The organism is Bradyrhizobium zhanjiangense (assembly GCF_004114935.1).
Classification (GTDB): domain Bacteria; phylum Pseudomonadota; class Alphaproteobacteria; order Rhizobiales; family Xanthobacteraceae; genus Bradyrhizobium; species Bradyrhizobium zhanjiangense.
This window is the reverse complement of the sequence record NZ_CP022221.1, coordinates 8,970,113-8,992,372: the sequence shown is the minus strand read 5'-3', so window position 1 is coordinate 8,992,372 and position 22,260 is coordinate 8,970,113. Positions and strand designations below refer to the sequence as shown.

Sequence of the window (22,260 nt, the reverse complement as noted above, 5' to 3'; positions counted from 1 at the left end):
AGGGCATAGCAAATCGCGCGCAGACGCTCCATGATCGGTGCGCACGGCAGGAGGCGGGACAGGAAGCCCAACCGGCATGAAACGTCTAAAAATCCTGCGGCGGTGGTTTGCGCGCAAGTTCGGCTTTGCGCGACTGATGTGCCTCGCGCTGCTGGTCCTGTTTGCCGGCGCCCGTCTCTGGGACCCGCCGCCGATCCAGGAATTGCGGCTGCGCACCTTCGACATGTTCCAGTTGATCGATCCGCGCCACAAGACGGCGCGGCCCGTCACCATCGTCGACATCGACGACAAGAGCCTCGGCAAGCTCGGCCAATGGCCGTGGCCGCGGACGCGAATCGCCGATCTGATCCAGAACCTCACCAACAACGGCGCGGTGGCGATCGGCTTCGACGTGGTGTTCTCGGAAGCCGACCGGCTCAATCCGGATCTGGTCGCGAGCCAGATGCGCTATCTCGACGAGGTCACCCGCGCCAAGCTGCGCGAGCTGCCGACCAACGACCAGATCCTCGCCGAGGCGATCAAGCGCTCGCGCGTGGTGCTGGGCGAGACCGGGCTTCCAGGCGTCTTGTCCGAGCTCGACAAGTCGCTGCCCTTCACTGGCGTCGCGACGGTCGGTGAGGAGGGCGCCGAGCGCTTCCTGTTTGAATTCCCGGGCTTGTTGCGCAACGTGCCGATCATCGAGAAGGTCGCGGCCGGTCGCGGACTGTTCTCGATCAGGACCGAGCGCGACGGTCTGATCCGCCGCGTGCCGATGATCATGCGCGCCCAGGGCAACATCATGCCCTCGCTCAGCCTCGAGGTCCTGCGCGTCGTCACCGGCACGCCGACGCTGCTGGTTCGCACCGACAAGACCGGTATCAGGGCGATCCGCCTCAAAGGCGTAGAGATTCCGACCGACAAGAACGGCCAGCTTTGGGTGCATTACGCCCGCCGGGATCCTTCGATCTACGTCTCCGCGGCCGACGTGCTCGACAACAGCGTGTCGCCGAGCAAGATCGCCGGCAAGCTGGTGCTGATCGGCACCTCCGCGGGCGGGCTCAACGACATCAAAACCACGCCGGTGTCCTCGACCATGCCGGGGGTCGAGATCCATGCTCAGGTGCTGGAGAGCGTGCTGAGCGGCGCGGTGATCTCCCAGCCGAACTATGCGCTCGGCGTCGAACTGATCGCCGCGCTGGTCATCGGTCTGCTCGTCATCGTCTTTACGCCAAACCTCGGCCCCGTGCGCTTGGTGCTTGCGGGCGCGATGTTCGCTGCCATTCTGGTCGGCGTGTCCTGGTTCTTCTACGCGCAGTACCGCTACCTCATCGATTTCACCTATCCGCTGCTGTCGACCACCGCGGTCTACCTAACGCTGATCTTTGCCAGCTTCGTGCGCGAGCAGCGCCAGCGCGTGCAGATCCGCGGGCAATTCGCGCAATACATGTCGCCGGTGCTGGTCGAGCAGCTCGTGCAGTCGCCGGAAAAGCTCGTGCTCGGCGGCGAGGAGCGCGAGATGACGATCATGTTCTCCGACGTGCGCGGCTTCACAACGATCTCGGAGAGCTACAAGGACGATCCGCAAGGGTTGATCGAGCTCATGAACCGCTTCCTGACGCCGCTGACCGACGTCATCATCGAGCGCAAGGGCTACATCGACAAATACATGGGCGACGCCATCATGGCGTTCTGGAACGCGCCGCTCGACGATGCCGAGCACGAGGTCAATGCCTGCGAGGCCGCGATCCAGATGCTGCAGCAGATCGACGCGGTCAACAAGGAGCGCGAGCAGGAAGCCGCCGACGGCGGCCACGTCTACATTCCGCTTAATGTCGGCATCGGTCTCAACACCGGCATCGGCGTGGTCGGCAACATGGGCTCCGACCTGAAGAAGAACTACTCGGTGCTCGGCGACAGTGTGAACCTGGCCTCGCGCCTTGAGGGGCAGACCAAGGAATACGGCTTCCCGATCATCGTCGGCTCCAGGACGGCGGTCGCCGCCAAGGACAAGTTCGCGATCCTCGAGCTCGACTTCATCATGGTCAAGGGCAAGACCGAGCCGGAGGTGATCTACGCCATCGCCGGCCGCGAAGACGTGATGCATTCGGGTGCCTTCCAGCGCCTGCGCAACATCACCATCGAAATGCTGGGCTGCTACCGCAATCGCGACTGGCAGGGCGCACTGGACGCCATCGAGCGCGGCCGCCGCAGCGAAGACGCCGACACGCTGGAAAAGCTGTTCAGGCTCTATGAAGCGCGGATCAGGGATTTCCAGCTCACGCCGCCGCCGGAAGGATGGACGGGAGCGTACGCGCTGCTGACGAAGTAGTTGCCTTCGTCACCGCTCCCGTAGGGTGGGCAAAGGCGCGAAGCGCCGTGCCCACCATCCGCTCTCACCGAGGTCGAATGGTGGGCACGCTACGCTTTGCCCACCCTACGAGACTGAGTGTTTTGCGCGAGTGTGCCTTCTAACCAAATGTCTGCCGAAGCTGAGGGCCCGCCTCACTCCACCCCGATCGTCGTCAAATCCTGGAACCAGTGCTGCGCCTGCACGAACTGCTTGATCTTCGGCGAGAGCGCGTGGGGATTGGTGTCGTGGACCACCCAGACCAGCGCAGCATCGTTCACGATCAGCGCATGCGCCTGCGCCAGCAGTGCGTCCTGTTTGGCGGAATCGAAGGTCTGCTTGGCCTCGTCGATCAACGCATCGACCTCAGGGTTCTTGTAGCCGCCCCAGTTGACGCCAACAGGCGCGATCTGCCCGGAATGGAAGAAGCGGACAATGGCGTAGAGCGGATCCGAGGTGACATAGGCGATGTTGTTGGCGGTGATGCCGGCGTTCATCTCGTCGGCCGCGCCCTTGCGCCAGTGTGTATATAGTGTCTCGAGCTCGACGACCTTGAAGTCGATCTCGATGCCGATCTCCTTGAAACTCTGCTGCAGGAATTCGTTCATCGGCAGCGACAGCATCTGGCCGGTGCCGCCCTGCGCGATGATGAAGGTGGTCTTCAGCGGCTTCGCCTTGGAGTAGCCGGCCTCTTCGACCAGCTTCTTCGCTGCGGCGAGATCGTATTTCAGCTCGAAGCTCGGTTTGCCGAACCACGGGCTGGACGGATCGACCTGACCCTTGGCTGGCTTTGCCAAGCCGTTCATCAGCCCGACCACCGCCTCGCGATCGATCGCGAGGTTCAGCGCCTTGCGCAGGCGGATGTCGGTCCAGGGCGAGCCCGGCAGCACGCTGAGATGATAATTCCAGACATGCGGCGTGATGTTGTCGACGAGCTTCATGCCGGCGGCTTTCAGCTGCGGCACGGCATCCGGCGCGGGCGTTTCGATCAGGTCGACTTGCCCCGCAAGCAGCGCGTTGGTGCGCGTCAGCGCCTCCGGCATTGGCACCAGCACGATCTTGTCGGCCTTGGGAATGCGCTTCTTGTTCCAGTAGTCGGGGTTCTTGGTGAGCTCCGCGAGCTCGCGCGGCACCAGCTTCGTCAGTTTTAACGGTCCGGTGCCCGACGGCTGGCTGGCGAACTTGTCCCAGTCCTTGCCGAGCTTGTCGTATTGCGCCGGGCTCGACACCAGGAACCACAGCATCTGATAGGGAAAGAAGGAATCGACCGTCTTGGTTGTGATCTCCACCGTGAAGTCGTCGATCTTGGCGTAGCTCGCGACCGAGGGCAGTCGGGTCTTCACCTGCGCGCTCTGCCGCTTGTCGAATTGCGGCGCCTTGTCGTTGAGGACCTTGTCCAGATTCCAGATCACCGCGTCGGCATTGAACTCGCTGCCGTCGTGAAACTTCACGCCTTTGCGCAAAGTGAAGCGCCATTTGGTCTTGTCGGCATCGTCGACCTTCCATTCGGTGGCGAGCCCCGGCACCAGCTTGCCAGGGCGATCGGCGACGTCCATCTCCCAGGCGATCAAGGGATCGTAGATCGTGTAGGCGGTGAACTGATAAGCGCCGGCGCCGCGATCGGGCTGGCCCGTCGTCAGCGGAATGTCCGCCATCGAGATGCCGTAGCGTACGACACTTTCGGCGCGCGCCGAGATTGCGGAGGCCGCCAGCGCAAGCACGGCGAGACAGGTCGACAGTCGAATACGCATTGGCCCAAGGCTCCCAGGAGACATCGGGACCAAACTTGCAATCTTGATGCCAGAATAGGCAGGGCGATGCGTTCGCCCGCGCGCGCCTCACAAGGACTTGTCGTCGCAGTGACAAATGGCAGAATAAGTTTCTCTTTGGCATAGCCATTGCATACGATTGCATCAAAAATAGTCATTGAAGCCGGAAAAGGATTGAGGCGATGCTTATCAAGAAAAACAAGACACATGCCGCGCTGATCGCGCTCCTGGCGCTCGGCACGGCGGCCGCATGTCCGCGCGTCGCCAGTGCCGAAACTGTGCTGCGCATCGGCATGACCGCCGCCGATATTCCGCGCACGCTGGGCCAGCCCGACCAGGGTTTTGAAGGCAACCGCTTCACCGGCCTCACCATGTATGACGGGCTTACCGGCTGGGACCTGTCCTCGGCCGACAAGGCGAGCGTGGTGATCCCGGGCCTTGCCACCGAGTGGAAGGTCGACGACGCCGACAAGACCAAGTGGGTCTTCAAGCTGCGTCCCGGCGTGACCTTCCATGACGGCTCGCCGTTCAATGCGGACGCCGTGGTATGGAATGTCGAGAAGGTCTTGAAGCAGGACGCGCCGCAATTCGACGCCAGCCAGGTCGGCGTCACGGCCTCGCGCATGCCGACGCTGGCGTCTGCGAAGAAGATCGACGACATGACGGTCGAGCTCACCACCAAGGAGCCCGACAGCTTCCTGCCGATCAACCTCACCAATTTGTTCATGGCGAGCCCGGCGAAGTGGCAGGCCTTTTACGATAAGGCCGAAGGCGCTGACGCCAAGGCGAAGTCGCAAGCCGCCTGGACCGCCTTCGCCAGGGACGCCTCGGGCACCGGCCCGTGGAAGATGGCGAGCTTCACCCCGCGCGAACGGCTCGAGCTGGTCAAGAACGCGAACTACTGGGACAAGGCTCGTGTGCCCAAGGTCGACAAGATGGTGCTGCTGCCGATGCCGGAAGCCAACGCGCGCACCGCGGCGCTGCTCTCGGGGCAGGTCGATTGGGTCGAGGCCCCGGCGCCGGATGCGCTGCCCGAGCTCAAGCAGCGCGGCTTCAAGCTCTACGCCAACGAGCAGCCGCATGTCTGGCCGTGGCAATTCTCGCGTGTCGAAGGCTCGCCCTGGAACGACATCCGCGTGCGCAAGGCCGCGAACCTCTGTGTCGACCGCGAGGGCCTGAAGGATGGCCTGCTTGCCGGCCTGATGGTGCCGGCGACCGGCACCTTCGAGCCCGGTCATCCCTGGCGCGGCAAGCCGAGCTTCGAGATCAAGTATGATAAGGCGGCTGCACAAAAGCTGATGCAGGAGGCCGGCTTCGGTCCGAACAAGAAGCTGACGGTAAAGACCCAGACCTCCGCCTCCGGCTCGGGCCAGATGCAGCCATTGCCGATGAACGAATATCTCCAGCAGGCCCTGGCCGAATGCTATTTCGACGTGCAGCTCGACGTCATCGAATGGAACACGCTGTTCACCAACTGGCGCCGCGGCGCCAAGGATCCCTCAGCCAACGGCGCGAACGCGACCAACGTCACCTATGCGGCGATGGACCCGTTCTTCGCGCTGGTGCGCTTCCTGCAATCGGGCATGGCGCCGCCGGTGTCGAACAATTGGGGCTTCATCAACAACCCCAAATTCGACGACCTCGTGAAGAAGGCGCGCCAGACCTTCGATCCCGCTGCGCGTGACGCTGCGCTGGCCGAGCTGCACGCGGCCTCCGTCGACGACGCCGCCTTCCTCTACGTCGCCCACGACGTCGGCCCTCGCGCCATGAGCCCGAAGGTGACAGGCGTCGTGCAGCCGAAGAGCTGGTTCATCGACTTCTCGCCGGTGTCGATGAAGCAATAATTCGCGCCGCGTGCTCAGTGTACCCTCTCCCCCTGTGGGAGAGGGTGGCTTCGCGTTAGCGAAGCCGGGTGAGGGGTCTCTCTCCGCGGATGCGAACCTCTCGATCGCTGCAATGTCATCCGCGGAAACAACCCCTCATCCGGCGCTTCGCGCCACCTTCTCCCACAAGGGGAGAAGGAAAGAAAAGAAACAACGTGCTTACCTATATCGCCAGACGCATCGTCTACGTCGTCCCGATCGTCATCAGCGTGGCGCTGGTGTGCTTTCTGCTCGTGCACATCACGCCGGGCGATCCGCTCGTGGCCGTGCTGCCGGCTGACGCCTCGCAGGAGCTCGCCGCGCAGCTGCGCGCCGCCTACGGCTTCGACCGGCCGCTGCCGGTGCAGTTCGGGCTCTGGTTGCTGCGCGCGCTGCATGGCGATCTCGGCAATTCCATCGCCACGGGGCGTCCCGTGCTGGCCGAGGTCATGCGCGCGGTCGGCAACACCGTCACGCTGGCGATTGCCGCGGCCATCATCGGCTTCACCATGGGCATCCTGTTCGGCCTGATCGCCGGCTATTTTCGCGAGACCTGGATCGACAAGGTCGCGACCTCCTTCGCGATCGCCGGCGTCTCGGTGCCGCATTACTGGCTCGGCATGCTGCTCGTCATCATCTTCTCGGTCCAGCTGAACTGGCTGCCCGCGGTCGGCGCCGGGCCGAGCGGCTCCAACTCCTGGACCTGGGACTGGGCGCACCTGAAATATCTGGTGTTGCCGGCGATCACGACCTCGGTGATCCCGATGGGCATCGTCACCCGCACGGTGCGCGCGCTCACCGGCGACATCCTCAGCCAGGATTTCGTCGAGGCGCTGCGGGCCAAGGGCCTGCGTGAAACCGGCGTGTTCCGCCATGTCATCAAAAACGCCGCGCCCACTGCGCTCGCGGTGATGGGGCTCCAGCTGGGTTACATGCTCGGCGGCTCGATCCTGATCGAGACCGTGTTCTCCTGGCCGGGTTCGGGCTTCCTGCTCAACTCCGCGATCTTCCAGCGCGACCTGCCGCTGCTGCAAGGCACGATCCTGATCCTGGCGCTGTTCTTCGTGTTCCTCAATCTCTTGGTCGACATCGCGCAAGCCGCGATCGACCCGCGCATCAAGCGGGGCTAGCGGGATGAGTTTAGCTACTGCCACGCAAAAGCTGCGCTCCCTCCCCCGCCTGCGGGGGAGGGTAGGGGAGAGGGTGTCTGCGCAATCGAGAACCCCCAAGAGGAGAGAACCCTCACCCGCGCCTTCGGCGCGACCTCTCCCGCGAGCGGGAGAGGTGCACCGCGTCCTTGGCGTGCACCGATTGCATCAATACCGACCGGGAGCCAGCCGATGAGCGAGCTTCCATTGTCCGCCACCGCCGATGCCGCGCTTCAGGCCGCACCCGCCACCAGGGCGCGCGGCTATTGGGCGACCGTCGGCCGCCGTATCATGCGCGACAAGGTCAGTATGGCCTGCGCGCTCGTGCTGCTGCTGATCTTCCTCTCCGCGATCCTCGCGCCGTGGCTCGGTCTCGAAGACCCCTACAAGGGCTCGATGATCCGCCGCCTTCGCCACATCGGCACCGCTGGCTATCCGCTCGGCACCGACGAGCTCGGCCGCGACATGCTGGCGCGGCTGATCTATGGCGGGCGGCTGTCGCTGGTCATCGGCATTTTGCCGGTGATCTTTGCCTTCTGCATCGGCACCTCGCTCGGTCTTGTTGCCGGCTATGTCGGCGGCAGGCTCAACACCGCGATCATGCGCACGGTCGACGTGTTCTACGCTTTTCCCTCCGTGCTGCTGGCGATCGCCATCTCCGGCGCGCTGGGAGCGGGCATCCTCAATTCCATCGTGTCGTTGACCGTCGTGTTCGTGCCGCAGATCACCCGCGTCGCCGAGAGCGTCACCACCGGCGTGCGCAACATGGACTTCGTCGAAGCCGCGCGCGCCTCCGGCGCGGGGGCCTTCACCATCATGCGCGTGCACATCCTCGGCAACGTGCTCGGCGCCATCTTCGTCTATGCCACCAGCCTGATCTCGGTCTCGATGATCCTGGCCGCCGGCCTTTCCTTCCTCGGCCTCGGCACCAAGCCGCCGGAGCCGGAATGGGGCCTGATGCTCAACACCTTGCGCACCGCGATCTACGTCAATCCCTGGGTTGCAGCGTTGCCGGGTGCGATGATCTTCGCGGTCTCGATCTGCTTCAACCTGCTCTCGGACGGCCTGCGCAGCGCCATGGACATCAGGAACTAACGATGATGAGAGAGACGCGGTCTTTCATGGCGTTGCTGGTGCCACACCTCTCCCGAAGGGAGAGGTCGGATTGCATCGCAAGATGCAATCCGGGTGAGGGGTTACGCTCCACCGAGTTTGCCGCGCCCCCTCACCCGACGCTACGCGCCGACCTCTCCCCGGTGGGGAGAGGTGGAGGACCGCGGCCATGAGCGAGAGTAACACATCCGTCGAAATGCTGGAGCAAGTCGAAGACCGCGGCGGCGTTGCGCAGCCGCTGCTTCAGGTCTCCGGCCTGACAAAACACTTCCCCGTGCGCGGCGGGCTGTTCGCCGCGAAGCGCACCGTGCGCGCTGTCGACAACGTCTCCTTCTCTGTCGCCAAGGGCGAGACCGTCGGCATCGTCGGCGAATCCGGCTGCGGCAAGTCGACCACCGCGCGGCTCTTGATGCATCTGATGCCGCGCGATACCGGCGACATCATCTATGACGGCATGATCGTCGGCCAGTCGCTAAGCTTGCGCGAGCTTCGCCGCGGCATGCAGATGGTGTTTCAGGATTCCTACGCCTCGCTCAATCCGCGCCTCACGATCGAGGAATCCATCGCCTTCGGCCCCAAGGTCCACGGCATGGCCGACGGCGCGGCGCGCAATCTGGCGCGCGAGCTGCTCGGCAAGGTCGGCCTGCGTCCGGAAAACTTCGCCAGCCGCTATCCGCACGAGATCTCCGGCGGCCAGCGCCAGCGCGTCAACATCGCGCGAGCCCTGGCGCTGTCGCCGCGGCTGGTGATCCTGGACGAGGCCGTCTCCGCGCTCGACAAATCCGTCGAGGCGCAGGTGCTCAATCTGCTCGCCGATCTCAAGCGCGAGTTCGGCCTGACCTATCTCTTCATCAGCCACGATCTCAACGTCGTGCGCTACATCAGCGACCGCGTGCTGGTGATGTATCTCGGCGAGGTGGTCGAGCTCGGCCCGGTCGACCAGGTCTGGGACCAGCCGGCGCATCCCTATACGCGCGCGCTGCTGGCGGCGATGCCGTCCTCCGATCCTGATAGCCGCACCGAGACGCCGCCGATCACGGGCGATCCGCCCAATCCGATCGATCCGCCCTCGGGCTGCCGCTTCCACACCCGATGTCCGTTTGCGGAGCCGCTCTGCGCAAATGCGACACCAAAGCTCACTGCGCTCGATAATATGGGCCACGAGGCCGCGTGCTACATGGCGATTCCGGGTTCAGGCCATAGCCGTGCGCCTAGGGAGAAGACCGCATGACGAGACCGACACCGAAAGAGATCAAGCCGATGGCGCAGATCGCCGGCGTCCCCGTGGATGACGAGATCGCGACGCGCATCTCCAATTCCATTGGCCCGGCCTTCGAAGGCTTTGCGGCCATTGCCGGCACGCTGCCGTTCGACCTCGAGCCTGCGCTCTATCCGATCGCGCAGACGCAGAAGGTGTCGAAATGAGCATCGAGCCTGCCTTGATGACGCTCACCGAGGTCGCGCGTGCGATCGCGATGAAGCAGCTGTCCTCGCATGAGGTGACGCGCACGCTGCTGCACCGCATCGCGCAGTGGCAGCCGCATCTCAATGCCTTCATGTCGATTGAAGCGGAGGCCGCGCTCAAGGCGGCCGAGACCGCCGACGCCGAGCTCGCCAGGGGCAATGTCCGTGGTCCGCTGCACGGCGTGCCGCTCGCGCACAAGGACATGTATTACGACGCCGGCAAGGTCGCGACCTGCGGCTCGCTGATCCGCCGCGACTACGTGCCGACCGTGACCTCCACCGCCTTGCAGCGGTTGAAGGATGCCGGGCAGGTCCGGCTCGGCACGCTGCACCTCGCCGAGTTCGCCTATGGCCCGACCGGGCACAACGCTCATTACGGCCCGGTGCGCAATCCCTGGAACGTTGCCCACATTACCGGCGGCTCGTCGTCCGGCTCCGGTTCGGCGGTTGCGGCGCGACTGACCTATGCGGCGCTCGGCTCGGACACCGGCGGCTCGATCCGCATGCCCGCGCATTTCTGCGGCGTCACGGGTCTCAAGACCACCGTCGGCCGGGTCAGCCGCGCCGGCGCGATGCCGCTGTCGCAATCGCTCGACACGGTCGGCCCGCTCGCCCGCACCGCCGAGGACTGCGCGCTGCTGCTGGCGCTGATCGCCGGTGCGGACCCCGCAGATTCGACCTGTAGCCACGAGCCGCTGTCGGACTATGTCGCCGCGACCAAGGGCTCGCTGAAGGGCCTGAAGGTGGGGGTGCCCGCGTCCTTCTATGTCGACGATCTCGACAGCGAGGTCGCGCGGGTGCTGGACGAAACCATCGCTGTGCTCAAGCGCGAGGGCGCCGACATCGTCGCGGTCGAGCTGCCGGATCAGCGGCAATTGTCCTCGGCGAGCCAGCTCGTGCTCGCGGCTGAAGCCGCCGCCTTCCACAAGCGCTGGATGATCGAGCGTCCGCAGGATTACAGCGCGCAGGTCCTGATGCGGCTTCAGAACGGGCTCGCCGTTCCCGCCATCACCTATCTCGAGGCGATGCGCTGGCGCGGCCCGGCACTCGCTGCGCACAACGCGGCCACCGCGGGTGTGGATGCGGTGATCGCACCGGCTTCCCCGGTGCCGGCGCCGACGATCGAGGAAAGCGATGTCGGCGGCGGTCCGAACGCGCCGGCGCTGTTGCAGCGGCTGACGCTGTTCACCCGCCCGGTGAATTTCCTCGGCCTGCCGTCGCTCACGGTGCCGTCCGGCTTCACCAGAAGCGGCCTGCCTGTAGGCATGCAGCTGATCGGCCGCTCCTTCGATGAAGCCACCTTGCTCACCATCGGCGCCGCGTTCCAGCGCGTCACCGACTACCACGATCGATTGCCGAAACTGCCGTCATGACAAAGCTCGTCGAGATCTCAGGCCTCAACATCCGCTTCACCGGCGAGCGCACGGTCTATGCCGTGAACGATCTCAGCCTCTCGCTCGGCAACAGTGAGGTGCTGGGCCTGCTCGGCGAGTCCGGCTCGGGCAAGAGCGTGACGTTGCGTGCGCTGATGCGGCTGCTGCCGAAGAAGCGCACGCAGATTTCGGGCAGGGTCAACGTGCTGGGCCGCGACGTGCTCGCCATGAACGACGAGGAGCTCTCGTCGTTCCGCGGCCAGACCGTCTCGATGATCTTCCAGGAGCCCGCGCTCGCGCTCGATCCGGTCTACACCATCGGCGCGCAGATTGCCGAGAGCGTAGTGCGCCATGAAGGCAGGAGTTTTGCGGAAGGGCGGGCGAGGGCGCTCGACATGCTCGAGGTCGTGCGCATCCCCTCGGCCAAGCGCCGGCTGGATGCCTATCCGCACGAAATGTCCGGCGGCATGCGCCAGCGCGCGATGATCGCACTCGCACTGGCCTGCCGTCCCAAGATATTGCTCGCGGACGAGCCAACCACCGCGCTCGATGCCACCGTGCAGATCCAGATCCTCTTGCTGCTGCGGGAGCTGCAGCGCGAGTTCGGCATGTCCGTCATCTTCGTCACCCATGACATCGGCGTCGCCATCGAGATCTGCGACCGCGTCGCGGTGATGTATGCCGGCCAGATCGTGGAGCAGGGGAGCCTGCGCGACATCGTCCGTTCGCCGGTGCATCCCTATGCCAAGGGCCTGCTTGCCTCCACCATCCACGGCGCCAAGCGCGGGCAGCGGCTCGAAACCATTCCCGGCACCCCGCCCTCGCTGGCCGAGAAACCCCACAACTGCTCCTTCGCCCCCCGCTGCAAGTTCGCCGAGCCGCGCTGCCTGGAGCAGCTGCCTGCGAATGTGGAGGTGGGACCGGGCCGGGCGGCGAGGTGCGTGCTGGCGGAGCGGGTCACCGCATTGTCGTAATACTGAGCGCACCGGCCAGGGCCTGCTCTACTGTGCATGGGGTTGTTTTCGACATTTTTTGTCTGCACTGCCGCAACCGGCCAGCCACGAACGCCATTCAGACCCCATTCATCCCGATTCCGGTTCCATGCGGCCATTCACGCCAGAGGGACCTCACTTATGTACATTTCCAACGAAGGCTTGCTCGTCATCCTGTTCGTCGGCCTGGTCGCCGGCTGGCTGGCCGGAAAGATCGTGAGGGGCGCCGGGTTCGGCATCATCGGCGACATCGTGATCGGCATCGCCGGGGCCCTGGTGGCAAGCCTCTTGTTCCCAAAGCTCGGCATTCGTCTCGGCACCGGCCTCGTCTCCGAGATCGTCTATTCCGCCATTGGTGCCGTCATTCTGCTTCTGGTGGTACGGCTGGTGCGCGGCGGGGGCCGGTTCTAGCCGGCGTTCGGCAGATCGGAGCTTGCGGCCTCTCCCTTTTCCGGGGAAGAGCCTGAAAGCCTGCAAGAAAAAGCCGCAAGCCTGTGAAATTCCGGACTTGCGCGGAAGTCTATCAGGGGTAGATGTGGCCCATCAGGGCCCCGGATTAATTCGACTGCGTTGACGGCCGGAAAACAGATGTTAATCCGAGGCGAGTACCCTGAATCGCCTTTGAAATCAGGGGCATTGCCCCTCACCCGAAAGAGATCAGACTGATGGCAGCCATCCCTGGCGTCCGCCGTTCAGAGCTCGGTGACGCCTTGCGCGCTTGTCGCATGGCGTTCGTCGGCGTCGGCCTGATGAGCTGCATGATCAACCTGCTCTATCTGACCGGGTCGATCTTCATGCTGGAGGTCTACGACCGGGTGCTGCCGAGCCGCAGCATCCCGACCCTGGTCGGCCTGATCATCCTCGCCAGCTTCCTCTACATGGCGCAGGGCGTGCTCGACATGATCCGCAACCGCATTCTGGGGCGGATCGGCACTTCGCTCGACGAGGCCCTCAACAAGCGCGTGTTCGACACCATCGTGCGACTGCCGCTGCTGGTCGGCAGCCGCAACGAGGGTCTCCAGCCGCTGCGCGACCTCGACAATGTCCGTTCCTTCCTCGGCGGCATGGGCCCAAGCGCGTTCTTCGACCTGCCCTGGCTGCCGCTCTATCTCGCCATCTGCTTCGCCTTCCACGTCCTGATCGGCATCACCGCGCTGGTCGGCGCCATCATCCTGGTCGGTCTGACGCTGGTCACCGAATTCATGTCCCGCCAGCCGGCGAAGGAGGCGATGGGGCTTGCCGCCCAGCGCAACGATCTCGCCCAGGCCAGCCGCCGCAACGCCGAAGTCATGGTGTCCATGGGCATGGCCAGCCGCATGAATCAGCGCTGGAGCGAGGCCAACGAAAAATATCTGGCCGGCAATCAGCGCGCGAGCGACGTCGCCGGCGGTCTCGGCGCGGTCGCAAAGGTGCTGCGCATGATGCTGCAATCGGCCGTGCTCGCGGTTGGTGCCTATCTCGTCATCCATCAGGAGGCGACCGCCGGCATCATCATCGCCGGCTCGATCCTCTCCGCCCGCGCGCTCGCGCCGGTCGATCTGGCGATTGCGCACTGGAAATCCTTCGTCGCGGCCCGCCAGAGCTGGCAGCGTCTCACGCGGCTCCTCGAGCAGATGCCGGCGCAGGCGATGCCGACCCAATTGCAGGCACCCACCAGCCGGCTCTCGGTCGAAGGCGTCGCCATGGTGCCGCCCGGCGACCAGCGCCTCATCGTCCAGGACATCACCTTCGCGCTGACCGCCGGCAACGGCCTTGGCGTGATCGGGCCGAGCGGCTCGGGCAAGTCGTCGCTGATCCGCGCGCTGGTCGGCGTCTGGCAGCCGGTGCGCGGCAAGGTGCGGATCGACGGCGCGGCGCTCGACCAATGGTCGTCCGACGTGCTCGGCCGCCACATCGGCTACCTGCCGCAGGACGTCGAATTGTTCGGCGGCACCATCGCGCAGAACATCAGCCGGTTCGATCCCGAGGCCACCTCCGACGCGATCATCGCCGCGGCCAAGGAGGCCGGCGTGCACGAGATGATCATCAAGATGCGCGAGGGCTACAACACGCAAGTCGGCGAGCAGGGCGCCGCGCTCTCCGCAGGCCAGGCGCAGCGCGTTGCGCTGGCGCGCGCGCTCTACGGCAATCCGTTCCTGATCGTACTCGACGAGCCCAACTCCAATTTGGACACTGAAGGCGATGAGGCGCTGACCCGCGCCATCCGCTCGGCGCGCGAGCGCGGCGCCATCGTCGTCGTGGTGGCGCACCGGCCGATCGGGGTCGAGGCGGTCGACCAGATCCTGGTGCTGCGTGACGGCCGCATGCAGACTTTCGGTCCCAAGGAGCAGGTGCTCGCCCAGGTGCTCCAGCCGCGCGTGACGCCGCCGGCGCCGATCAAGATCGTGAGCGAAGGTGGAGTACCCAAGCCATGAGCACGTTGGCGATCGGCGGCCCGAAGCCTGCCGCAAAGAAGACCGTGCGCGATTCGATCAAGTTTCACCTGGTGCTCGGGCTTGGGATCGTGCTGGTCCTGGTCGTCGGTTTTGGCGGCTGGGCCTCGACGGTGCTGATCTCGGGCGCGCTGATCGCGCCGGGGCAGATCGTGGTCGAATCCAACGTCAAGAAAGTGCAGCATCCGACCGGCGGCGTGGTCGGCGAGGTGCGCGCCCGCGATGGCGACGTGGTCAAGGCCGGCGACATCGTGGTGCGGCTCGACGACACCGTCACAAAGGCCAACCTTGCCATCGTCACCAAGAATCTCGATGCTGCGCAGGCGCGCGCGGCGCGGCTCCAGGCCGAGCAGCGCGGTGTCGACAAGATCGAATTCCCGCAAAGCCTGCTCGAGCGCGTCGACGATCCTGACGTCAAGGTGCTGCTCTCCGCCGAAACCAAGCTGTTCGACGTCCGCGTCAACGGCCGCACCGGGCAGAAAGCGCAGCTGCGCGAGCGCATCACCCAGCTCAACGAGGAAATCGCAGGTCTCAGCGCCCAGGAGAAAGCCAAGGACCAGGAGATCGCGCTGGTGCAGAACGAGCTCACCGGCGTGCGCGACCTCTACGACAAGCGCCTGGTGCAGATCTCGCGCCTGACCCAGCTCGAACGCGACTCGGCGCGCCTCAACGGCGAGCGCGCGCAGTACATCGCCTCGCGCGCCCAGGCCAAGGGCAAGATCACCGAGACCGAGCTCCAGATCATCCAGATCGACAAGGACGTGGTCAGCGAGGTCTCCAAGGACCTGCGCGAGACCAACGACAAGATCGGCGAGCTGATCGAGCGCAAGGTCGCCGCCGAAGACCAGCTCCGCCGTGTCGACATCCGCGCGCCGCAGGACGGCATGGTGCTGCAATCGACGGTGCACACTGTCGGCGGCGTCGTCACCGCCGGTGATGCCCTGATGCTGATCGTGCCGCAGGCCGACGATCTCCAGGTCGAGGCCAAGGTCAACCCGGTCGACATCGACAAGCTCCAGATCGGCCAGAAGACGTTGTTGCGCCTGTCCGCCTTCAACCAGCGCACCACGCCCGAGCTCAACGGCGTCGTCAGCCGCGTGTCGCCCGACGTCACCACCGACCAGCGCACCGGCCAGAGCTATTACACCATCCGCGTCTCGATGCCGGCCGAAGAGGTCGCCCGCCTCGGCGACGTCAAGATGATTCCGGGCATGCCCGTGGAAGCCTTCGTCCAGACCGGCGACCGCACCATGCTGTCCTATCTGATGAAGCCGCTGCACGACCAGCTGATGCGCGCGTTCCGGGAGAAGTGACGCACGAAAGCGCGGCATCTCCCAGCGTCATTGCGAGCGCAGCGAAGCAATCCAGTCTGCCTCAGCGGAGAGATTTCTGGATTGCTTCGCTGCGCTCGCAATGACGACTTGGCTGTCAGTTTGCTATACTGCGATTGCAAACAGCAACCCGGCGGTCGACCATGCAATCCCCACCCTCCATCGCCACCGAATCTTTCTCCGACGCCGGCCTCGCGGTCGCACGACTCGAAGAGATTTATGAGCGCAACACAAAATTCCTGCGCGATCGGTTCGAGGCTTACGTTGGCGGCGAAACGGTCACGACGCGGGTTCGCGCTTACTATCCCTTCGTCCGTCTCACCACCGCGACGCATGCGCGGCTGGACTCGCGCTTGTCCTACGGTTTCGTCCATGGCCCCGGCGTGCACGAGACCAGCGTGACGCGGCCGGATCTGTTCCGTGCCTATCTCACCGAGCAGATCGGACTCCTGATCCAGAACCACGCGGTGCCCGTCGAGATCGGCGAGTCCACTGAGCCGATCCCGATCCACTTCGCCTATCGCCGCGACATCAACATCGAGGCCGCCATCACTACCAGCGAGAGCTCCGCCATCACGCGATCGCTGCGCGATGCGTTCGACGTGCCTGATCTCGCCACGATGGACGATTCGATCGCCGACGGCACCTTCGAGCTTCAACCCGGCGCGCCCGAGCCGCTATCCTTGTTCCGCGCGGCCCGCGTCGACTACTCGCTGCGTCGGCTTTACCACTACACCGGCACGGATCCCGAATATTTCCAGAACTTCGTGATCTTCACCAACTACCAGTTCTATGTTGACGCCTTTGCGCAGCTCTGCCAGCAGCGGCTTCAATCCGGCGAGGCTGGTCTCGATGCCTTCGTCGCGCCCGGCAATGTGATCACGTGCAATGGCGGCGCCATCAGCGGAATGGCGCCCGTGCGCGCACCGCAGATGCCGGCCTTCCACCTGGTCGCACCCGACTATCGCGGCATAACCCTGATCAATATCGGCACCGGTCCATCCAACGCGCGCAACGTCACCGACCATGTCGCCGTGCTGCGGCCGCATGCCTGGCTGATGCTCGGCCATTGCGCCGGCCTGCGCAACACGCAGCGGCTGGGCGACTACGTGCTCGCCCACGGCTACGTGCGCGAGGATCACGTGCTCGACCGCGAGCTGCCGCTGTGGGTACCGATCCCGGCGCTGGCCGAGATGCAGGTTGCGCTCGAGGAGGCGGTCGAGGACGTCACCGGCCTGGAAGGTTTTGAACTGAAGCGCCTGATGCGCACCGGCACCGTCGCGAGCGTCGACAACCGCAACTGGGAGATCTCCGGGCCGGCCGTGATCCGCCGCTTGTCGCAATCCCGAGCGGTCGCGCTCGACATGGAATCGGCCGCGATTGCCGCCAACGGCTACCGCTTCCGCGTCCCCTACGGCACGCTGCTCTGCGTCTCCGACAAGCCGCTGCATGGCGAGATCAAGCTCGCCGGCATGGCCAGCGAGTTCTATCGCCGCCGCGTCGGACAACACCTCGAGATCGGTCTGAAGGCGCTGGAGCGGCTGAAACAGCAGGAATCGGAGCGGCTGCATTCGCGAAAGCTGAGGAGCTTTGCCGAGGTCGCGTTTCAGTAGCGCGTCCGTCCCGCTTGCCGGCAGGATCTGGCAGCAAGACTGTCGCACGCCCGAGGCCGGCGTCGCCGTGAGAACGCAATCATCCCGGAATATCGCCGCCATAGCAGGGTTGTCACGTCATCCGGGGCCGCGTAGTCAGAAGCAGGAGACAGCAATGATCACAGCAATGACCAGAGTCGTCGTGCTGGGAACGTTCGCAGCGGCGCTGTTCGCTTCGCCGGTATTGGCCGCGGGCGGTGGAGGAGGCGGTGGAGGTGGTGGCACCAGCTCCACGGATCCCTATGCGGGCGCCTATTCGGATCAGAAAGTGCAGCCCACCTACCCGAAACGCTCCGACCCAAAGGCAACCCAGAAAGGCAAGAAGCCGAACAACCAGTCGAGCATCGGTGATCCCGCATTCGCGGCCGGTTACCGCACGGCCTATGACACGATCTACGAGCGCAACGATTATGCGGTCGCAATCGAGCAATTGAAGGCGCTCGGCCACGACGATCATCCGAACGTCGCCAATCTCATCGGTTACTCATATCGCAAGCTCGGCGACTACAAGCGGTCGCAGATTTGGTACGAGCGCGCGCTGAAGGCCGATCCGAATCACGTGCTGACTTGGCAGTACTATGGTCTTTGGCAGCTCGAGCAGGGTAACCGCGAGCAGGCAATGTTTCACCTGAGCCGCATCGCCGCGATCTGCGGGACCGATTGCGAGGAGTACAAGTCTCTGGCGAACGCGCTGGAAAAACCCACAGGCGCGGCCCTCGTTTACTGAGAACGCAGGGTGGGTCAGGCCCGCGGCCGTACGAAGCGCAGTCCGCTCGGCGCAATCCACTATTGCGACAATAGGTAGGTTACGCCTTTGGCTAACCCACCCTACAAATAGTGACAAGCGAAGAAATTTTCAGCATTGTCCGGCGCGGGGGCTCGACCGGGACGACTTGATGCCACTCATGCGCGACAAGATCATTGGCCATGACCTCGAACGGCTGGCCTTTCGCTTCACCATGCTGAACGACGGCGATGTGGTGCAGTGCCAGATCAGCGACGCCGCGATGGACGAGCTTGCGGGCATGCAGGGCACCGAAAGCAGCGCACGTCAGGCGCAGTTCCTGTCCCTGCGCGAGACCATCGAGCGGATCGCGTCAGACCTCTACGACGAAGCGCCGAGGTTTCAGGGCTATGTGGTGCGGATCTTTATGCGGCATTTGGGGCGGTAAGGCGCACAACGCGCCCTCAATGTCGTCCTGGCGAAGGCCAGGACCCATTGCCACCGGCTTATATTGTTTGAAGAAGCTGTGGCTCCGCCATCCGCACAACTCTCATTCGGGGTAATGGGTCCTGGCCTTCGCCAGGACGACACCGGAGATGAGGCGCGGCCGGTCCATCAACGCAAACGGCCTGCTACTCCTCCAGCTTCTTCAGCAACAATTTCAGCGCCGTCGCCGCGAACACCTGCATGTTGGCAAGCCGGTCATTGTTGCCCGTCTCCAGCGTCATCACCTCGGCCGCAGGGCCTGCCACCGCCATGCAGCTATGGCCGGCGGCGTCGCCGTAGCGGTTGCCGGTGGGGCCGGCGGCTCCGGTTTCGGACAGGCCCCAGTCGCATCCGAAGCGCGTTCGCATCCGCTCAGCAAGTAGTTTCGCATAGGGCTCCGATGAGGATCGAAAGCCCTTCATGCCGTCGTCCGAAATATCCATCAGCACATGCCTGGCGTCGCGGGTGTAGACCACGGCGCCACCGAGGAAATAGGCGGACGCGCCGGGCACGGCGAGCAGACTGGCCGAGATCAGGCCACCGGCCGAGGATTCTGCCACCGCAATGGTCTGATTTCGCGCGATCAGCTTGGCCGCGACCTGTTCCGCAATGCCGACGAGCTCTTTCATGTCCTTCACCTCTGATCCTCGCAACTGTGCTCAGCCTTCCTAGCATATGACGGAAGCCTTGGCCGAGTTGCGGGCGGCGGGCAGGCCTGCTTGAATGGCGGGTACAAGAAGAGACATGCGTGGAAACGTGAGAAGGGAAACGTGATGGCGTCCCTGATCGCCGGCGGAGTGGATTGCGACGTGCATCCCGCCGTGCCGCATCTGACTAGCCTGCTGCCGCACCTGAACGATTATTGGCGCGATCAGGTGACGACGCGCGGCATGGTCGATCTCGTCTCACAATCCTATCCGAAGAACTCGCCGATCGTGGCGCGGCCCGATTGGCGCCCCGAGAACGGCAAGCCCGGCGAAAGCCTGGAGGACATGCAGCGTCATGTGCTCGATCTTTTCCAGCTCAAGCTCGCGATCTGCAATCCGCTCTACGGCGTGCAGATGGTGTTCTCCGAGGACATGCAGGCGGCCTTCTGCCGCGCGCTGAACGACTGGCTCGTGACGGAATGGCTCGATCGTGATCCGCGGCTGCGCGGCTCAATTGTAATTCCCACGCAAAGCGTCGAGAAGGCCATCGCCGAGATCGAGCGCTGCGCGCAGGATCGCCGCTTCGTGCAGGTGCTCATGCTGGTCATGGGTGACACGCCGCTCGGCAAGCGCGCGCTGTGGCCGATCTATGCAGCCGCGGAAAGTCTGGAATTACCGATCGGCATCCATGCCGGTTCGGCCTACCACAATCCGCCCACCGCCGTGGGGTGGGGCTCTTATCACATCGAAGATTATGTCGGTCAGGCCCAGGCGTTCCAGACCCAGCTCACCAGCCTGATCGTCGAGGGCGTGTTCGCCAAATATCCGCGGCTGAAAATGGTGATGCTTGAGTCCGGCGTTTCCTGGATCGCGCCCTATCTCTGGCGCTTGCACAAGTTCTGGCGCGGGGTGCGGATGGAGACGCCCTGGGTCGATCGCGCGCCGCTGGAGATTGTGCGCAGCAACATCCGCTTCTCGTTACAGCCATTTGATGCGCCGCCGGAACCTGAGACATTAATTCGCCTGTTTGATCATATGCAGTCGGACGAATTGGTCCTATTCTCCACGGACTATCCGCACTGGCAGTTCGACGGCCAGGACGCGCTGCCCGAAGGTCTGTCCCCCGATCTCGTGCACAAGATCATGATCGACAATCCGCATGCGACCTATCCCCGCCTGACTTAGCCCGCTGCCAAAGGAGGCAAGGCGATGAATATCCAGTTCCGCGAGAGCTCCGAAGCTGCTTCCCCACTGACTGCGAAAACCGCGATCGCGGATTGCGACATCCATCCGGCCCGCGCCACCCGCACCGAGCTCTATCCCTACCTCGCCAAACGCTGGCAGCATCACCTCGACATCTACGGCGTCCATGCCTATCAGGGCATGATGGACGGCCCGCCCTATCCGAAGGCACAGCCCAACGCCTCGCGCCGCGACGCCTATCCGCCGGAAGGCGGCCCGCAAGGTTCCTCTCTCTCCTTCATGCAGAAGCAGCTGCTCGATCCCAACAACGTGCAGCTCGGCGTGCTCAATCCGCTCAACACCGGGCAGGGTATCCGCAATCATGAGCTCTCGGCCGCTCTGTGCTCGGCGATCAACGACTGGCAGATCGACAAATGGACCAGCAAGGACAAGCGGCTGAAGGCGTCCATCGTCGTCGGCAATGAGGACGGGCTGTCGGCCGCCGCCGAAATCCGCGAGCGTGCCGGCGACAAGAACTTCGTGCAGGTGCTGCTGCTCAGCCGCAATGTCGAGCCGCTCGGCCAGCGCCGTTATTGGCCGATCTATCAAGCCGCAGAAGAGGCCGGCCTTCCCGTCGGCGTGCACGCCTTCGGCTTCGGCGGCAATCCAATCACGCCGTCGGGCTGGCCGTCCTATTACATCGAGGAGATGGTCGGGCACTCGCAGTGCCAGCAATCGGCGCTGGCGAGCCTCGTGTTGGAGGGCGTGTTCGCGCGCTTCCCGAAACTGAAGATGGTGATGATCGAGGCCGGCTTCGGCTGGGCGCCGTCGCTGGCGTGGCGGCTCGACAAGGCCTGGCAGCGGCTGCGCAGCGAGGTGCCGCATGTGAAGCGGCCGCCGTCGGAATATATCCGCGAGCAGGTGTGGTGGACCACGCAGCCGATGGAAGACCCGGAGCGGCGCGAGGATCTGTTCGACGTCATCAACTGGATCGGTTGGGACCGGCTCTTGTTCGCAACCGACTATCCGCATTGGGACTATGACGAGCCCTCACGCGTGCTGCCGGCCGGCGTCAGCGAGACCAATCGCGAGGCGTTCTATTTCGGCAATGCGCGCAAGCTCTACGGACTGGCTTGATGGCGCGTCATGTGATTGCCGCGGTCGACGAGCTTCCGCCGGGCACGCGAAAATTCCTCGAGATCGACGGGCGGCCGATCGCGATCTTCAACATCAAGGGCGAATATTTCGGCCTGATGAACCGCTGCCCGCATCAGGGCGCGGCGTTGTGCGAGGGCCCGCTGATCGGCCTCGCGCAATCGAAGGATCCAGGCGAGATCGAATATACGAAACTCGGCGAGATCATCCGCTGCCCCTGGCACGGCTGGGAGTTCGACATCCGCACCGGGCAGTCCTACTGCGACCCCCGCCGCTTCCGCGTGAAGGCTTATCCGGCCAATGTCGAACCGGGCGCTAGCGTGGTGAAGGGGCCCTATGTCGCCGAGACGATCCCGGTCAGGATCGAGAGCGACTACGTGGTGGTGGAGCTGTAGCCGCAGCGTCAGTACCCTCCCTCGTCCCGCTTGCGGGGAGAGGGTTGGGGTGAGGGGGAGTCTCCGCAGGGACGGTGAGAGTTGGACTCGCGGAGAGTCCCCCTCACCCGGAATCCGCGCTTTGCGCGCATTCCGGCCTCTCCCCGCAAGTGGTAGGGCTATCGCATATGCATTTCGCGGGGACCACCCGCGAGTTTGCTCCGCCTCTC

Annotated in this window: 19 protein-coding genes; 17 read left to right on the top strand and 2 right to left on the bottom strand. The window is 64.5% G+C overall.

All coding sequences use genetic code 11. From position 1 onward, the window contains the following. Nucleotides 1–76 precede the first annotated feature (76 nt). The gene (locus tag XH85_RS42990; protein WP_128936767.1) at nt 77–2,308 is read left to right on the top strand and encodes a CHASE2 domain-containing protein; all 2,232 of its coding nucleotides are present in this window, start codon (nt 77–79) and stop codon (nt 2,306–2,308) included. Between the two features lie 173 nt (nt 2,309–2,481). On the opposite strand, the gene XH85_RS42985 is transcribed toward XH85_RS42990, so the two are convergent. Beyond that, nucleotides 2,482–4,077 carry an ABC transporter substrate-binding protein gene (locus XH85_RS42985; protein WP_128936766.1) on the bottom strand — a complete coding sequence of 532 codons (1,596 nt, stop codon included), beginning with the start codon at nt 4,075–4,077 and terminating at the stop codon, nt 2,482–2,484. A gap of 200 nt (nt 4,078–4,277) precedes the next feature. Between XH85_RS42985 and XH85_RS42980 the strand changes: the two genes are divergently transcribed. From XH85_RS42980 to XH85_RS42915, 13 genes are all read left to right on the top strand, one after another. Continuing rightward, a complete protein-coding gene (locus XH85_RS42980) occupies nt 4,278–5,939 on the top strand; it encodes an ABC transporter substrate-binding protein (RefSeq protein WP_128936765.1) in 1,662 nt (553 codons plus the stop codon). Between the two features lie 194 nt (nt 5,940–6,133). Continuing rightward, entirely contained in the window at nt 6,134–7,087 is a 954-nt protein-coding gene (locus tag XH85_RS42975) for an ABC transporter permease (RefSeq protein WP_128936764.1), read from the top strand. 210 nt (nt 7,088–7,297) lie between these two features. Continuing rightward, complete coding sequence (locus XH85_RS42970; RefSeq protein WP_128936763.1) at nt 7,298–8,200, top strand: ABC transporter permease; 903 nt, start codon at nt 7,298–7,300, stop codon at nt 8,198–8,200. A 187-nt stretch (nt 8,201–8,387) separates the two neighbouring features. After that, nucleotides 8,388–9,449 (top strand): ABC transporter ATP-binding protein, encoded by a 1,062-nt coding sequence (locus XH85_RS42960; protein ID WP_164939785.1) that lies wholly within the window; start codon nt 8,388–8,390, stop codon nt 9,447–9,449. Then, complete coding sequence (locus tag XH85_RS42955; protein ID WP_091890669.1) at nt 9,446–9,643, top strand: hypothetical protein; 198 nt, start codon at nt 9,446–9,448, stop codon at nt 9,641–9,643. The genes XH85_RS42960 and XH85_RS42955 overlap by 4 nt, the downstream gene beginning before the upstream one ends. Beyond that, complete coding sequence (locus XH85_RS42950) at nt 9,640–11,055, top strand: amidase (protein ID WP_128936761.1); 1,416 nt, start codon at nt 9,640–9,642, stop codon at nt 11,053–11,055. The genes XH85_RS42955 and XH85_RS42950 overlap by 4 nt, the downstream gene beginning before the upstream one ends. Beyond that, nucleotides 11,052–12,029: an ABC transporter ATP-binding protein gene (locus XH85_RS42945; RefSeq protein WP_128936760.1), complete on the top strand. Its 978-nt coding sequence runs from the start codon at nt 11,052–11,054 to the stop codon at nt 12,027–12,029. Before XH85_RS42950 ends, XH85_RS42945 begins: the two co-directional genes overlap by 4 nt. A 159-nt stretch (nt 12,030–12,188) precedes the next feature. Further along, nucleotides 12,189–12,458, top strand: coding sequence for a GlsB/YeaQ/YmgE family stress response membrane protein (locus XH85_RS42940; RefSeq protein WP_091890659.1), 270 nt, complete (start codon nt 12,189–12,191; stop codon nt 12,456–12,458). A 254-nt stretch (nt 12,459–12,712) separates the two neighbouring features. Then, the gene (locus tag XH85_RS42935) at nt 12,713–14,461 is read left to right on the top strand and encodes a type I secretion system permease/ATPase (protein WP_128936759.1); all 1,749 of its coding nucleotides are present in this window, start codon (nt 12,713–12,715) and stop codon (nt 14,459–14,461) included. Further along, on the top strand, nt 14,458–15,792 hold the full coding sequence (locus XH85_RS42930; protein WP_128936758.1) for an HlyD family type I secretion periplasmic adaptor subunit: 1,335 nt from the start codon (nt 14,458–14,460) through the stop codon (nt 15,790–15,792). The genes XH85_RS42935 and XH85_RS42930 overlap by 4 nt, the downstream gene beginning before the upstream one ends. Nucleotides 15,793–15,953: 161 nt before the next feature. Beyond that, on the top strand, nt 15,954–17,423 hold the full coding sequence (locus XH85_RS42925; RefSeq protein ID WP_164939786.1) for an AMP nucleosidase: 1,470 nt from the start codon (nt 15,954–15,956) through the stop codon (nt 17,421–17,423). Nucleotides 17,424–17,577: 154 nt separating this feature from the next. Beyond that, nucleotides 17,578–18,189 (top strand): tetratricopeptide repeat protein, encoded by a 612-nt coding sequence (locus XH85_RS42920; RefSeq protein WP_128936756.1) that lies wholly within the window; start codon nt 17,578–17,580, stop codon nt 18,187–18,189. Nucleotides 18,190–18,367: 178 nt separating this feature from the next. After that, entirely contained in the window at nt 18,368–18,634 is a 267-nt protein-coding gene (locus tag XH85_RS42915; RefSeq protein ID WP_244551202.1) for a DUF1488 family protein, read from the top strand. Between the two features lie 184 nt (nt 18,635–18,818). On the opposite strand, the gene XH85_RS42910 is transcribed toward XH85_RS42915, so the two are convergent. Then, nucleotides 18,819–19,301, bottom strand: coding sequence for a CinA family protein (locus tag XH85_RS42910; protein WP_128936754.1), 483 nt, complete (start codon nt 19,299–19,301; stop codon nt 18,819–18,821). Nucleotides 19,302–19,445: 144 nt separating this feature from the next. Between XH85_RS42910 and XH85_RS42905 the strand changes: the two genes are divergently transcribed. Genes XH85_RS42905 through XH85_RS42895 form a run of 3 tightly spaced genes read left to right on the top strand, consistent with a single transcriptional unit; the run spans nt 19,446 to nt 22,051 of the window. Then, entirely contained in the window at nt 19,446–20,504 is a 1,059-nt protein-coding gene (locus tag XH85_RS42905; RefSeq protein ID WP_128936753.1) for an amidohydrolase family protein, read from the top strand. Between the two features lie 24 nt (nt 20,505–20,528). Next, nucleotides 20,529–21,638, top strand: coding sequence for an amidohydrolase family protein (locus XH85_RS42900; RefSeq protein WP_128936752.1), 1,110 nt, complete (start codon nt 20,529–20,531; stop codon nt 21,636–21,638). Beyond that, nucleotides 21,638–22,051 carry a Rieske (2Fe-2S) protein gene (locus tag XH85_RS42895; protein WP_128936751.1) on the top strand — a complete coding sequence of 138 codons (414 nt, stop codon included), beginning with the start codon at nt 21,638–21,640 and terminating at the stop codon, nt 22,049–22,051. The genes XH85_RS42900 and XH85_RS42895 overlap by 1 nt, the downstream gene beginning before the upstream one ends. Nucleotides 22,052–22,260 lie beyond the last annotated feature (209 nt).